9 protein-coding genes are annotated in these 14,882 nt (G+C 72.2%); 6 read left to right on the top strand and 3 right to left on the bottom strand.

Going from position 1 to position 14,882, the window contains the following annotated elements; translation table 11 throughout:
* Window positions 1-26 precede the first annotated feature (26 nt).
* From K7C98_RS21495 to K7C98_RS21485, 3 genes are all read left to right on the top strand, one after another.
* Complete coding sequence (locus K7C98_RS21495) at window positions 27-1,970, top strand: aconitase family protein (RefSeq protein WP_224193585.1); 1,944 nt, start codon at window positions 27-29, stop codon at window positions 1,968-1,970.
* A gap of 147 nt (window positions 1,971-2,117) precedes the next feature.
* The gene (locus K7C98_RS21490; protein ID WP_224193584.1) at window positions 2,118-3,686 is read left to right on the top strand and encodes a 3,4-dehydroadipyl-CoA semialdehyde dehydrogenase; all 1,569 of its coding nucleotides are present in this window, start codon (window positions 2,118-2,120) and stop codon (window positions 3,684-3,686) included.
* A gap of 99 nt (window positions 3,687-3,785) precedes the next feature.
* Entirely contained in the window at window positions 3,786-4,019 is a 234-nt protein-coding gene (locus K7C98_RS21485) for a hypothetical protein (RefSeq protein ID WP_224193583.1), read from the top strand.
* A gap of 3 nt (window positions 4,020-4,022) precedes the next feature.
* Here K7C98_RS21485 and K7C98_RS21480 read toward each other — a convergent pair whose 3' ends face one another.
* The 3 genes from K7C98_RS21480 to glgX form a co-directional block, all read right to left on the bottom strand.
* Window positions 4,023-5,405, bottom strand: a complete 1,383-nt coding sequence (locus tag K7C98_RS21480) for an alpha/beta hydrolase-fold protein (protein WP_224193582.1) — start codon at window positions 5,403-5,405, stop codon at window positions 4,023-4,025.
* Between the two features lie 211 nt (window positions 5,406-5,616).
* Window positions 5,617-7,995, bottom strand: a complete 2,379-nt coding sequence (gene glgB, locus K7C98_RS21475; protein WP_224193581.1) for a 1,4-alpha-glucan branching protein GlgB — start codon at window positions 7,993-7,995, stop codon at window positions 5,617-5,619.
* Window positions 7,996-8,245: 250 nt separating this feature from the next.
* On the bottom strand, window positions 8,246-10,396 hold the full coding sequence (gene glgX, locus K7C98_RS21470) for a glycogen debranching protein GlgX (protein ID WP_224193580.1): 2,151 nt from the start codon (window positions 10,394-10,396) through the stop codon (window positions 8,246-8,248).
* A 191-nt stretch (window positions 10,397-10,587) separates the two neighbouring features.
* On the opposite strand from glgX, the gene malQ reads away from it, so the two are divergent.
* The 3 genes from malQ to K7C98_RS21455 all read left to right on the top strand — a co-directional run bounded on the left by malQ (window position 10,588) and on the right by K7C98_RS21455 (window position 14,643).
* On the top strand, window positions 10,588-12,231 hold the full coding sequence (malQ, locus tag K7C98_RS21465; protein ID WP_224193579.1) for a 4-alpha-glucanotransferase: 1,644 nt from the start codon (window positions 10,588-10,590) through the stop codon (window positions 12,229-12,231).
* Between the two features lie 33 nt (window positions 12,232-12,264).
* Window positions 12,265-13,317, top strand: a complete 1,053-nt coding sequence (locus K7C98_RS21460) for a DUF6263 family protein (protein ID WP_224193578.1) — start codon at window positions 12,265-12,267, stop codon at window positions 13,315-13,317.
* 390 nt (window positions 13,318-13,707) lie between these two features.
* The gene (locus tag K7C98_RS21455) at window positions 13,708-14,643 is read left to right on the top strand and encodes a ribulose phosphate epimerase (protein WP_224193577.1); all 936 of its coding nucleotides are present in this window, start codon (window positions 13,708-13,710) and stop codon (window positions 14,641-14,643) included.
* Window positions 14,644-14,882 lie beyond the last annotated feature (239 nt).

Genomic DNA, 14,882 nt, shown 5'->3' with positions numbered 1-14,882 from the left:
CCTACGGGTGTTAAACCGAACTTTACATGAAGCTCCGCGGCAGGATCCTCTGGCTCACCGAAGACCCGCAGCGCATCGCGCAGCAGCTGACGGGCACGGATCTCGGCTGCGGCGCAGACGACGCTCCCCCGCTCCACTACGGCGTCAACACCGACCTGATGATCAGCGGCGCCGCCTGCACTCTCGGCTACACCGGCCCGATCCTCGGCCCCTACTTCCTCGAGAACTTCAAGGAACAGGTCCAAAAGGACAGCGTCAAGGGCGGCGGCTTCCAGGTCGTCGTCGGCGGCGACGCCTACGGCTCGGGCAGCAGCCGCGAGGTCGCGGTGGTCGCCCACCAGGGCGCCGGCATCGAGCTCGTGGTGGCCCGCAGCTTCCAGCGGATCTTCCAGGAGAACATGGTCTACAGCGGCCTGCCGTTCACCACCGACTTCGGGGTGATCGATCGCCTGCAGGCCGGCGAGGACGTCGACCTCGGCCAGCTCGCCGCCGAGCTGCCGCCGTTCTTCCGCGCCGTCGTGCAGAACGGCGGCCTCCTGCGCTACGGCACGCGCCTGCTCGCCGGCGAGATCGAGCCCGAGTACCGCACCGACGCGCCGGCGCGGCCGCTCAACTGCGTCGAGAAGATCATCGCCGCGCGCACCTGGACCGGCGGCGACCGCTTCGGCATCGCCGCCGTCGCGCCGGGCGATCAGGTGCTGTGCGAGGTCGGCTTCCGCGGCGTGCACGAGTACACCGGCGGCATGGTGATGGCGCTCTACGAGCAGGAGTGGGGCACCACGCCGGTCAAGAACCCCGAGCTGGCCGCCGCCTTCGAGGATCACTTCGTCCTCATCGATCAGCCGACGGTCCCGCTGCGCGTCAAGCAGCAGCGGCTCGACTCGGCCCGCCAGCTGCGCGACGAGATGGTCAGCGCCAGCCTCAAGAACGGCATCCGGATCCACGGCCCCGGCCAGAAGTACGACGCCGGCGTGTGCCACCGGATCGTCGTCGAGCAGTACGGCAACCCCGGCACCATCATCATCCTCACCGACTCGCACACCCCGACCGCCGGCGTGCTCAACGCCTTCGCGTTCGGCGTCGGCTCGACCGCCATGGCGTTCGCGCTGCGCACCGGCCTCGTCCCGGTCACCGTGCCGAAGACCGTGCGGATCTGGGTCACCGGCGACGCCCGCGGCGTCGTCTCGCCGAAGGACCTCATCCTCCACATCATCGGCGACCCGTACTTCCGCGAGGAGCAGTGGCGCACCTCGGCGACCGACACCTGCGTCATCCAGATCGGCGGCCCCGGCCTCGATCAGTGGAACGTCGACGAGCTCAGCGTCCTCACCAACATGACCGTCGAGGGCGGCCTGATGACCGGCGTCGTCGAGCCGTGCGCGCCGGTGCGCGAGTTCCTGCGCGCGCGCCGGCCCGGGGTCGACGTCGACGGCATGTTCGTCGAGCCCGACGAGGGCGCCGCCTACGTGAGGACCATCGCCATCGATCTCGCCGACGTCCCGCTGACGGTCGCCACGCCCGGCGACTCGCGCAACCGCGCGGCGCTCGCCGACGTCGGCGAGGTCCCGATCCACAACGTCGTCATCGCCTCGTGCACCGGCGGCTCGCTCGCCGACCTGCGCGCCGCCGCCGACGTCCTGCGCGGCCGCACGCTCGCGCCGAAGGTCCGCGTCACCGTCACGCCGTCGAGCGCCGAGGTCAGCGCCTCGGCCGAGCGCGAGGGCCTGCTCGGGCTGTTCCGCGAGCTCGGGGCCGTCGTCACCGAGCCGGGCTGCGGCTCGTGCATCGGCAACGGCCCGGGCATCCCGCTCGAGGGCGAGACCACCGCGAGCACCACCAACCGCAACTTCGATCGCCGCATGGGCGGGCCCGGCCCGGTCTACCTCGTGTCGCCCGCCGTCGCGGCGGCCTCGGCCGTCACCGGTCACCTCACCGACCCCCGCGCCCTCACGGGCCGCGCCCAGGCGTGATCGGCAGCGACGGCTGCGGGCCTCACGGCGCAACTCCCTTCACGCGCCGGCGTCGCGGGTGCCGCCTCACCCGCGCGCAGGCGTGATCGAACGCGCCGTCCGGCGGCTTGTCGGTCGGGCGCCGCTCGGCGTACCGTCAGCGCCTCTATGCGCGTGATCGAGAGCTTCCTGAACGGCGCCTGGCAGTCCGCGGACGGTCCCAGGACCCCGCTCGTCAACCCCGCCACCGAGGAGGTCCTGGCCGAGGCAGCCCCGGCGCGCGGCCTCGGCGACGCCGTCCGCCACGCCCGCGAGGTCGGCGGACCTGCACTTCGGGCCATGTCCTTTCGGCAACGCGGCATCCTGCTGCAGGCCATCGCCAAGCTGCTGCACGGCCACCGCGAGGAGCTGCTCGACCTCGCCGTCGTCAGCGGCGGCAACACCCGCGGCGACGCCAAGTTCGACGTCGACGGCGGCCTCGGCGTGCTCGCGGCCTACGCCGAGCTGGCCGAGTCGCTGCCCGAGTCGCCGTGGCTGGTCGAGGGCGAGCCGGCGGTGGTCGTGCGCACCAGCAAGGTCCGCGTGCAGCACCTGCTGCAGCCGCGCCACGGCGTGGCGGTGCACATCAACGCCTTCAACTTCCCGGCCTGGGGCATGCTCGGCAAGGCCGCGGTCGCCTGGCTCGCCGGCATGCCGGTGATCTCGAAGCCGGCCACCAGCACGTGTCTGCTCGCCCACCGGATCGCCGAGCTCCTCGCCGGCGCCGACATCCTCCCGCCCGGCGCCTTCCAGCTGCTGGTCGGCCCGGTCGGCGACCTGCTCAACCACCTCGGCCCGCAGGACGTCGTCGCCTTCACCGGCTCGGCCGACACCGGCGCCAAGATCCGCGGCCACCTCACCGTCCTCACCCACGGCGTGCGCGTCAACGTCGAGGCCGACAGCCTCAACTCGGTCGTGCTCGGCCCCGACGTGCAGGAGGGCAGCGAGCTGTGGGACCTCGTCGTCCGCGACGCCGTCACTGAACTGACCCAAAAGACAGGTCAGAAGTGCACCGCCACTCGCCGGATCCTCGTCCCCACCGACGCCCTGCCCGCGCTGCGTGAGGCCCTCGAGGCGCGCCTCGGCGAGCGCGCGGCCCAGACCGGCAACCCGCTGAGCAAGAACGTCAAGATGGGCCCGCTGTCGACCGCGCAGCAGCTCGCCGACGCCCGCGCCGGCGTCGCCGCCCTGGGCGAGCGGGCCCGCGTCGTCCGCGGCGATCTGCAGCGGCGCGAGTTCATCGACGTCCCGGCCGGCAAGGGCTACTTCCTCGAGCCGATCCTGCTCGAGGCCGACGCCGCGGCCGTGCTCGATCGCCACGCCGTGTTCCACCGCGTCGAGGTGTTCGCGCCCGTCGCCACCCTCCTGCCCTACGACGGCAGCGTCGCCCAGGCCGCCGCGATCGTCGGCTTCGGCGGCGGCAGCCTGGTGAGCACCGTCTACAGCGACGACCGCGAGTTCGTCGCGCGCGCCGTCGCCGAGCTCGGGCCGCAGCTCGGGCGCCTCGTGCTGTCCGACGAGAAGGGCGCCGGCGGCTCCTTCAGCCCCGGCGGCGTGTTCCCGCAGGCGCAGCACGGCGGCCCCGGCCGCGCCGGCGGCGGCGCCGAGCTCGGCGGTCGCCTCGGCCTCGAGCTCTACATGCAGCGCACCGCCGTCCAGGGCGGCGCCAGCCAGCTCGCGCGCCTGTTCGGCGGCTGATTCCCCGCCTCGCCGCGCGGGCAAGACCGCCGCCGGAGCCGCCGTACGCGCCTTATGGGCGGCTGACGGCCGCGCCGGCGCGCGCTATCCTCGGCGGGCATGCCGATCCTGGTCGCGCTCGTCGTGCTCATCGCCGTCGTCGCGGGCGTCGCCTACGCCGGCTTCGCCCGCTTCCTCGAGCACCGCGAGCGCATGGCCGCGCTCGAGGCCCAGCGGCCGCGGGTCGTCCTGGCCCTTCCGCCAGGTGACAACCGCGACACCGATCAGCTCACCGACGAGATCCTCGCCGCCTGCCGCCAGAAGGGCGTCGACGTCGACCTCGACCTCCGCTGAGCCTCACAGCCCGGCGAAGATGCTCATCGGCACGCCGACGCGGGCCGCCCACTCGAGCTCGTTGTGCATCGCCCCTGGCGCGTGCACGTAGAACAGGTCGCTGTCGGGCGTGTAGCCGAGGGACTGCAAGATCGCGTACAGCTGCGCGTTCTCGCAGTAGTTGTCGAACGAGTCGGGCGCGTCGTCCTCGATCCCGTCGGCGTCCGCATCGACGCACGTGCCCTCGCCGCCGCTGTCGACGTAGATGACGAACCCGCGCTTGCCCGCCTGTTGATACGTCTCGAGGATCGTCTCGTTGTGCAGCTCGATCGAGCCCCAGCCGACCGTGCCCGACAGGCTGATCGCCATGTCCCAGCGCTCGGGGTACAGGTCCGCGATCGCCAGGCTGATGAGGCCGCCGAGCGACGAGCCCATCGTCCCCACCTTCTCCGCCGGCCCGTACGCCGCCTCCATGCGCGGCCGGATCACCCCGTCGACCAGCATCGCGTACTTCGGCCCGTCGCCGCCGACCGGCTGGCCGTCGAGCGTGTCGGGCACCTGCGTGTACTCGTTCATGCGCTCGGGCGTGTTCGTGATCCCGACGATCAGCGTGTTCGTCGGCGCGCTCGCCATCAGCTGCCAGCCGCCGAAGAAGGCCGACGGGTCGAACAGGTTCTGCCCGTCGTGGACGTAGAGCGCGTGCGTGAAGCTCCCGTCCTGCGGCACCAGCACCTCGAGGTCGCGCGGCTCGGCGAGCCCGACCTCCGCCCCGTCGATCGCGTACCAGCGCTCGAGGTGGGCCGCGCTCGCGCGCACCAGCGAGTACACCCCGAAGTCGTCGTACCCGTGGCGGCGCCCGTACGGGTCGGCGATCCACTGCATCGTCGCCGGCTCGTGGAATTTATAGAGGCTCCCGTCGGGCTCGGCGACCTCGGCCTCGATCCACCACAGCGCCCCGGCCTGCGCCATCGGCGTCGGCTCCCACGCGTTGTGGTCGCCGCCCAGCGTCCACTCGCCCTGTCCGCAGAGACAGGCGAACAAAAACCCGCCCGACGCCGCCGCGACCGGGAGCCCGCCGCGATCGGCGATCGTGCGGATCGCCTCCCCCGCGTCGACCTCGCCGGCGATCGCCCGGCGCAGCAGGACCTCGTCCTCCGACATCCCCGGCCCCCCGGTCGTCGCGTCGTCGGTCGTCGTCGGCGCCTCACTCGTCGCCTCACCCGTCGTCGCCTCGCCCGTCGTCGCCTCGCCCGTGCTCGTCGGCGCGGTCTGGCCCGCCGTGCTCGCGTCGCCGAACGACGTCGACGTGAGCGCCTCGCCCGTCACCTCGACCGTCACCCTGCTCTCGTCGGGCTGACAGGCGAGGACGGACGCGACGAGCGTGAGGCATCGAGGGGCGGCGCGCATGCGCGCGAACCATACACGACCGCGTCGGTCGCGTCCGCGATCCCTGCGCGGGGCCTCCGGAACGACGATTCGGGTGCACAGGCAACGAGCCCGCCGAGCGAGGGCCCTGCGTGTCGGCTCCTGGCCGCCCCGGGCGGCGCCTCACATGTCCTTCAAGACATCGAGCGCCGTCGCCTCCCGCCTGTCCCTACGGACATGCCCCGAAGCCCCTTCAGCTCGCCGGGGCCTCGCGGGCCGCCTCCGCCTCCGCGGCCAGCGACTCGCGCAGATCGAGCGCCGCCGCGTCGTAGACCTTCACCTCCGGCCCGCGGTACACCAGGGCCGTCAGGGGCGGCAGGTCGAGCGTCGCCGCGCACGGCAGCGCCCCGCCGGCCGAGTGGTCGGCGATCAGGCGGTCGGGGGCCGAGCCGCCGTTCCCGCCGAACTGCGCCTCGTCGGAGCACAGCATCAGCTGCCACTCGCCGGGCGCCTCGAACGGCACCGTGTAGTTCGACCACGTCATCGGCGTGAAGTTGAGGATCACCAGGATCACCGCGCCCGCGCGCGGCCGGCGGAGGAACGCCAGCGTGCTGCGGCGGTAGTCGTCGACGACCGCCCAGCGGAAGCCGGTCGGGTCGTGGTCGAGCTCGTACAGGCCCGGCTCGGCGCGCAGCAGGTGGCCGAGGCGGCCGACCCACCGCATCATCCCCGCGTGCTCGGCCTCGGCGAGCAGCCCCCAGTCGAGCGCCGCGTCGTGGTTCCACTCGCGCGCCTGGGCGAACTCGTCGCCCATGAACAGCAACTTCTTGCCCGGCAGCCCGAACATGTACGCGTACAGCAGCCGCAGCCCGGCCATGCGGGCCGCCGCACCGCCTGTCCCCGGGGACATCTTGCGGATCAGCGAGCCCTTGCCGTGCACCACCTCGTCGTGCGACAGCGGCAGCATGAACCGCTCCGAGTAGGCGTACATCATGCGGAACGTGACGTCGCGGTGGTGCTGCGCGCGGGTCACCGGGTCGCGGCCGAAGTAGCGCAGCGTGTCGTGCATCCAGCCCATGTCCCACTTGAAGTCGAACCCGAGCCCGCCGGCCTCGACCGGGTGTGACACGCCGGGCCAGGCCGTCGACTCCTCGGCGATCGTGATCGCCCCCGGGACCTCGCGGTGGACCGCCTGGTTGAGCGCGCGCAGGAACTCGATCGACTCGAGGTTCTCGCGCCCCCCGAGGTGGTTCGGCAGCCACTGCCCGTCCTTGCGCGAGTAGTCGAGGTACAGCATCGACGCCACCGCGTCGACGCGCAGCCCGTCGACGTGGAACTCCTGCAGCCACATCAGCGCCGAGCTGAGGAGGAAGGCCCGGACCTCGTGGCGGGCCAGGTTGAAGATCAGCGTGTTCCAGTCGGGGTGGACCCCGCGGCGCGGGTCGGCGTGCTCGTACAGGTGCGTGCCATCGAAGCGGACCAGCCCGTGCGCGTCGTTGGGGAAGTGCGCCGGCACCCAGTCGAGGATCACGCCGATGTTGGCCTGATGCAGCGCGTCGATCAGCGCCATCAGCTCCTGCGGCTCGCCGTAGCGGCGCGTCGGCGCGAAGTACGACGTCGCCTGGTAGCCCCACGAGCCGTAGAACGGGTGCTCCGTCAGCGGCATCAGCTCGACGTGGGTGAACCCGAGCGCGCGCACGTGGGCGATCAGCTTGGGCGCGACGGCCTTGTAGGACAGGTGCTCGCCGCCTGGCCCGCGCAGCCACGACCCCAGGTGCACCTCGTAGATCGCCATCGGCGCCGCCGGCCCCTGCCGCTCGGCCCGGCGCGCCAGCCAGGTCGCGTCGCCCCACGCGTACGCGTGGTCCCAGATCACCGAGGCCGTCTGCGGCGGCGCCTCCGTCATCAGCGCGTGCGGGTCGGCCTTGTCCATCACCTCGCCGTTGACCCCGATGACCCTGAACTTGTAGAGGTGCCCGCGCCGCGCCGCCGGCACGAAGCCGGTCCACACGCCCGCCCGGGTCGGCCGCAGCGGGTCGCGCTCGGCGTCCCACGCGTTCCACTCGCCGATCACGCTGACGGCCCGCGCGTTCGGGGCCCACACCCCGAAGTGCACGCCCTCCCCGCCCGGCTGAAGCCGCGCGCCCATCTTCTCCCACAGCCGCAGGTGCGTGCCCTCGGCGAAGAGGTGGTAGTCGAGGTCGCCCAGCGGGCTCGCCGGCTCCGCGAGTACGGCTGTCTCTTGCGGCATGTCCATGACGACCTGTCCCTCTGCACCTGGCTGTTCGAACATGTCCGTTCGCGCAGCCTCCGCGGCAGGAGCGGACGGCGCGACCTCGTCGGGCCCGGCCGCGGGCGGTGCAGTCGCGCCCTCGTCGCCCACGACCTCTGCAGCGGCCACTTCGCGCCCGGCCTCGTCCCTCGCCGGCGCGACCTCGGCGCTCACACCTTCCACCTCGCGCTCCGCCTCGCGGCTCGCGCGCGCCGCCTTCGGCGCCTCGGCCTTCGGCGCCTCGGCCTTCAGCGCCTCGGCTTTCGGCGCCTCGGCCTTTGGCGCCTCGGCTTGCTTCGTGCTCGCCGCCTCGCGCTTGCGCGACGACGCGGACCTGTCGGACTTGCGCGAACGGGACATCTGGCCGGCGGCTTTTACCGAGGAACCCGCCCCGTGCAAACCGGCCGCGGCCGCGGCCCGGGGCGCACGCGCGTGACCTTGCCGCGCGCGCCCACGTGGGTCCCCGTGCCCCCGCGCGTGCGACCCCTCGCATTCCCGCGGAAGACCTCGGCGACGTCCGCCCTGCGCAGCCCGCTCCAGGCGAGGACCGGGGCCTCGCCCGCGTCCCCGACGGCCACGAGCGGCTCGCCTGTGCTCCGAGACTCCGCGGTCAGCTCGCGCTGTGGGGCTCGCTCGCCGCGTCGGTGCGCAGCAGCAGCACCTCCATGGTCGCCGGCGGCAGCTCGCGGCTGTCGGCCGAGGCGGGCAGGATCTCCTCCTCCGCCGCCGGCGCCGCCGTGTCGACCAGCAGCTGCCAGCGGCCCAACTCGCGGCACGGCAGGGCGAACCGGGTCGGCACCTCGTCGGCGTTGAGCAGCACCAGCAGCGTCGCGTCGACGACCGGCTCGCCGCGGGCGTCGTGGATCCCCGTCGCGTCGCCGCCGAGCAGCAGCGCCAGCGCCCGGGTCGACGGCGACACCCAGTCCGAGTGGCCCATCGCGCGGCCGTCGGGCCGCAGCCACGAGATGTCGCGCAGCTTGCTGCGCGGCCCGCTCGCGCCGGCGAAGAACCGCGAGCGGCGCAGCACCGCGAAGCGCGAGCGCAGCGTCAGCGCCCGGCGGGCGAACGCCAGCAGCTGCTGTCCTTCGGGACCTGTCTCCCAGGACAGCCACGACGTCGGGTTGTCCTGGCAGTACGCGTTGTTGTTGCCGCGCTGCGTGCGGCCGAACTCGTCGCCCGCGGCCAGCATCGGCACCCCCTGCGACACCGCCAGCGTCGTCAGGAAGTTGCGGACCGTGCGGGCCCGGATCGACGCCAGCCGCGGGTCCTCGCTCGGGCCCTCGACGCCCCAGTTGCTGCTGTGCTCGTGGTTGTTGCCGTCGCGGTTGTCCTCGCCGTTGGCGTGGTTGTGCTTCACGCTGTAGGCCGTCAGGTCGCTCAGGGTGAAGCCGTCGTGGCAGGCCACGTAGTTGACGCTCGCGGTCGGCCCGCGATCTGTCGCCGAGAACAGGTCCGAAGAGCCAGTCAAGCGGTAGCCCAGCTCGCCGGCCAGGCCGAGGTCGCCGCGCCAGTAGCGGCGGACCGCGTCGCGGTAGCGGCCGTTCCACTCGGCCCACGGGTACGGCGACCCGCCGAGCTGGTAGCCGTGCGGACCTACGTCCCACGGCTCCGCGATCAGCTTCAGGCGCGACAGCAGCGGGTCCTGGCCGATCGCCGCCAGGAACGGGCTGTGGCGGTCGACGTCGGCCCCGCGGCGCGACAGGGCCGGCGCCAGGTCGAAGCGGAACCCGTCGACGTGCATGTGCTCGGCCCAGTAGCGCAGGCTGTCGAGCACCAGCCGCAGCGTCTGCGCGTGGCGCAGGTTGAGCGTGTTGCCGCAGCCGGTGAAGTCGGAGTAGTAGCGCGGCGCCGCCGGGTCGAGCAGGTAGTAGGCGCGGTTGTCGATCCCGCGCAGCGACAGCGACGGCCCGAGGTGGCCGCCCTCGCAGGTGTGGTTGAACACCACGTCGAGGATCACCTCGATCCCCGCCGCGTGCAGCGTCTTCACCATCGCCTTGAACTCGGCGATCTGCCCGCCGGGCCGCGGATCGGCGGCGTAGCGGGCCGCCGGGGCGAAGAACCCGAGCGTGCTGTAGCCCCAGTAGTTCACCAGCCCGCGGCGGCGCACCTCCGGCTCGTCGTAGATCTCGTGGACCGGCAGCAGCTCGACCGCCGTCACCCCGAGCGACTTCAGGTGCTCGACGATCGGCGGCGACGCCAGCCCCGCGTACGTCCCGCGCAGCGTCGGCGGCACCTGCGGGTGCAGCCGCGACATCCCCTTCACGTGCAGCTCGTAGATCAGCGTCTCGGTCCACGGCGTCGCCGGCCGGCGGTCGTCGCCCCACTCGAACGCGTCGCCGGCGACCACGCCTTTCGGCGCGTCGGCGGCGTTGTCCTCGCGGTCCATCGCCAGGTCGCCGGCCGGGTCGCCGACGCGGTAGGCGAACGGCTCGGCCGCGTTGCCGCTCCACGCCACCGCGCGCGCGTACGGGTCGAGCATCAGCTTGTGCGGGTTGTGGCGCAGGCCCGCGTGCGGCTCGTACGGCCCGTCGACGCGGAACCCGTACAGCTGGCCCGGGCGCAGCCCCGGCACGTAGCCGTGGAAGATCCGACCTGTCCGTTCGGGCAGCTCGATCGTCTCGCGCGGCGGACGGTGCGGCGCGTCGAACAGGCACAGGAACACGCGCGTGGCTGTCTCGGAGAACAGGGCGAAATTGACGCCGTCGTCGTCGGCGTTCGCCCCGAGCGGGTCCGGTCGACCGGGCCAGATCACGGAGGGCACGGCACGAACGCTACAACACGAGCCCCTGCGCGCGGGCAACAGACGCACGTCCGCGGGCCCGGCGAGCTCGGCGCCGATCGCTCGCGCTCGCCGGGCGATCCGCGCAGGTTCCGCTGTTTTGGCTTCGCAGCGCCCGCGCGGGCTGCTACTGGATCCTGGCGCTCGGCCTCGCCCCCGCGCGCACCCTCGCCATGAGCCCAATCGCCACCTCGTCGCCTGCCGGCCGCGTCGCCGGCGTCACCGTCCCGCTGTTCTCGCTGCGCTCCGAGCAGTCGTGGGGAATCGGCGAGATCGGCGATCTGCCGGCCTTCGCGGCCTTCATCGCCCGGGCCGGGATCTCCCTGATCCAGGTGCTCCCGCTCAACGAGATCTCCATCGGCAACACCTCACCGTACGCCGCGCTGTCGGCCTTCGGCATCGATCCGATGTTCATCTCGCTGGGGCCCGTGGTCGACCTGCAGCACCTGAGCACCCGCGACGTCCTCGGGTCGGCGGGCGTCGTCGCGCTGAACGCCGCCAAGAAGCGCCGCACCATCGACTACGACGCCGTCCGCCAGCTCAAGCGCAAGGCCCTCCTCGCCGGCCTGCAGCGCTTCATCGATCACGAGCTCGCGGCCGGCACCGGCAAGTCGCCGCGGGCCCGCGCATTCATCGAGTTCTGCGACGCCCAGCGCCACTGGTTGCCCGACTACGCCCTCTACCGCGCGATCAAGGACGCCCATCACGGGGCCGCGTGGTGGCAGTGGCCCGATCCTCTGCGCGAGCGCGATCGCGCCGCCCTGCGCGCTGCCCAGGCGCGCCACGCCGAGGCCGTCCTCTATTACGAGTACGTGCAGTGGCTCGCGCACGCCCAGTGGGCCGCCGCGCGCGGCGAGCTCGCGCGGCAGGGCGTCGAGCTCATGGGCGACCTGCCCTTCATGGTCGATCGCGACAGCGCCGACGTCTGGGTCCACCGCGGCGAGTTCCGCATGGACATGTCGGTCGGCGTCCCGGCCGATCAGTTCGACGAGGACGGCCAGGACTGGGGTCTGCCGCCCTATCACTGGCGGATCATGGCCCAGGGCCAACCGGGCTTCGCCTGGCTGCGGCGGCGCGCGGCCTACAGCGCCACCCTCTACGACCGCTTCCGCATCGATCACCTGGTCGGCTTCTACCGCACGTACATGCGGCCGTACGAGCGGCGGCGCGACGACAAGGGCAAGCTGGTCCCGGGGACATTCGACCCGCCGACCGAGCCCGAGCAGATCGTCCACGGCGAGCGGGTCGTCGGCGCCGTCATGGCCAGCGCCGGCGAGCGGGGCGCCAGGCTCATCGCCGAGGATCTCGGCTCGATCCCCGCCTACGTCGGTCCCTCGCTGCAGAAGCTCGGCGCGCCCGGCTACCGCGTCCTGATCTGGGAGAAGGACGGCGACGTCTTCCGCGATCCCGCCGCCTACCCTGCGCTCTCGGTCGCCACCTTCGGCACCCACGACACCGCCCCCGTGGCCGTGTGGTGGGACGAGCTGTCCGCGGCCGAGCGCGCCGAGGTCCTGAAGTTACCTGTCCTCAAGGACATGCCCGAACCGCTCGGCCAGGAATTCACCCCCGCGGTCCATGGCGCCCTCCTGCACCTCATCTTCGCCGCCGGCAGCGACCTCGTGCTGCTGCTGCTGCAGGACCTGCTCGGCGTCCGCGACCGGATCAACAAGCCGGCCACGCAGGGCGACCACAACTGGACCTGGCGCCTGCCGAGCCCGCTGGAGAAGCTGCGCGACGACCCGCAGGTCCAGGCCGCGCTGGCCCGGGTGCGCGCCGCGGTCGTCGCCAGCGGTCGGCGCTCGCCCACGCCGCCCTGATCCGTCTGCGGCGCTGTGGTAGCCTCGGCGCGCATGTCGCTCCGCCCCCGTCTCCGCGTCCTCTGTGTCCCGCTCGCAGCCGCAGCGCTGCACCTCTTCGGCTGTCAGCCGGTCGACGGCAAGGCCGACGCCAAGCCGGCGCCCGCCAGGACCGAGGCCGCGCCGACCAGGACCGACGTCCCGCCGCCCGCGCCCGCCGTCGCCGCACCCGACACCACGCCCGCGCCCTCCGACACCGCCGCCCCGGCCAGCGAGGGTTCGGTCGTCGCCCTCGTCGACGCCGGCGCCGAGCCGCGCGAGCCGCTGCGGCTCAAGCTCACGGCCGGCCAGGAGCAGGTCATGCTCATGACCATGCGCATGGGCATGGCCATGGAGGTCGGCCCCAACAAGATGCCGAAGACCGACATCCCGGCGATGCAGATGACCATGAACCTCAAGGTCAGCGAGATCACCGGCGAGGGCGACATCCGCAGCGAGTTCAGCCTCGACAAGATCGAGGTCCTGCCCGACAAGACCACCCCGCAGGCCATGGTCGATCAGCTCGAGTCCGTGCTCGGCACCATGAACAAGATGTCGGGCACCTCGACCATCACCCCGCGCGGGATCGTCAAGTCGGCCGACTTCAACATCCCGCCCGACGTGAACCCGCAGATCAAGCAGACGGTCGAGAGCATGCGGCAGCAGATCAACCAGATGTCGGTGCCCTTCCCCGAGGAGGCGCTCGGCGTCGGCGCCAGGTGGACCGTCACGCAGCACCTCGAGCAGCAGGGCATGAAGCTGCAGCAGGTCGCGACCTGGGAGCTCAAGGGTCGCGAGGGCGACGTCGTCCAGCTGGCCAGCACCATCGTCCAGACCGCCGCGCCGCAGGCGATCGAGGCCCCCGGCATGCCCGCCGGCGCCAAGGTCAACCTCGACAGGCTCGACTCCACCGGTTCGGGCACCACCCAGGTCGACCTCACCCACGTCGCCCCGGTCAAGGGCGACATGAAGCTCACCTCCTCGATCGCCATGACCACCGACGCCAACGGCATGAAGATGCCGATGACCATGGAGATGGACATGAACCTCGAGATCTCCGGCAAGTAGTCCCTGCTCGCGCTGGTTCGGCTGTGCGGCGCCCTTCGAGGCGCCGTTTTTTTTGCTCGAACACGGGCGTTTTCGCTCCGCGCGACAGACGCAGGTCCGGCGCGCTCGCGGGCGCCCGGCGGCCGAGCCGCCTAAACCCAACATTCTCGCCACACAAACTTAAATTCCTTGCGTTGGTTTCGGCGGTTGTATAAGACTCGCTGCAAGGATTAACTGTTTTGCAGCTTTATCACCTCTCGACCTCTTCGCAGACGACCGCCCATGCAGGCGTCTGCGAGGACGAGCCGGCGAGGGCCACGGGCAGGAGATCCACGAGACATGTCGCAACGAGCATGTCCATTCAGACATGCCGCTGCTCCACCGAGGTTATCGACGCGAGGAAGGTGTGAAATGAAGCGAGTACTGACGACCCTCTCGGCCGCGCTGCTGGTGATCGCCTGCGAGAACAGCAAGGGCCCGGAGCTCACCGGGGACAAGCCGCCCGAGACCGCGGGCGACACCAGCGAGGGCGACAGCGAGACCGGCCCCGACCCCGACGACCCGCCGGTCGTGACCTCTGCGGGCCCGACGACCGAGGGTGAGACCGACACCGGCACCACCGGGGACACCACCTGCAGCTTCGTCTGCGACACCACCGGCGGGACCGGACCGGACATCCAGTGCGACAACTGGGGCCAGGACTGCCCGGACGGCCAGAAGTGTGCCGCCTACGCCAACGACGGCGGCTTCTCGTGGAACGCCCTCAAGTGCGTCCCGGCCGACGCGGCCGGCGGCGAGGTGGGCGACCCGTGCACCGTCGAGGGCAACGGCGTCAGCGGCATCGACTCGTGCGCCTTCGGCTCGATGTGCTGGGCCGTCGACCCCGAGAGCGGCCAGGGCGTGTGCGTCGCCCTGTGCACCGGCTCGCCCGAGGCGGCCCAGTGCGCGCCGGCCGGGACCACCTGCGTGGTCGCCAACGAGGGCGTGCTCAACCTGTGCCTGCCGCAGTGCGACCCCCTGCTGCAGAACTGCGAGAGCGGCGACCTGTGCCTGCCGAACCCCCTCGACCAGAGCGCGTTCGTGTGCATCCTCGACGCCTCCGGCGAGTCCGGCACCACCTTCGACCCGTGCGAGTACGGCAACGCCTGCGACGCCGGCTTCGTCTGCCAGGACCCCATCTTCGCCAGCGAGTGCGACCCGGGCGCCAAGGGCTGCTGCCTGCCCTACTGCGACCTCAGCGACCCCGAATGCCCCGGCGCCAACCAGGACTGCCTGGCCTGGTTCGAGGCCGGCATGGCCCCGCCCGGATACGAGAACGTCGGCTACTGCGGGATCCCGCAGGGCTGATCCGCCCTTCGAGCCCGATCGACGCCGCCGCTTAACCTTACCGTGGGGACATGTTCTGGAGGACATGTCCCCGCGGTCTCCTCATGTCCGGGCCCGGCGCTCGAGACGCGACGACGCGACACGTCCACCGGTGAGTTTCCAGGCGCGGGTCGCTCGGCCCCGCGACGGGCTCGCATCGCACGGCGGCGCCAGCGGCCCGTGCGGTGCATCATGGGCCGGGAAGTCCTCGTGAGGACCGC

The organism is Nannocystis pusilla (genome assembly GCF_020073745.1).
Classification (GTDB): Bacteria; Myxococcota_A; Polyangia; order Nannocystales; family Nannocystaceae; genus Nannocystis; species Nannocystis radixulma.
Note: the sequence above shows the minus strand (reverse complement) of the source record. Positions and strands in the feature narration are given on the sequence as shown.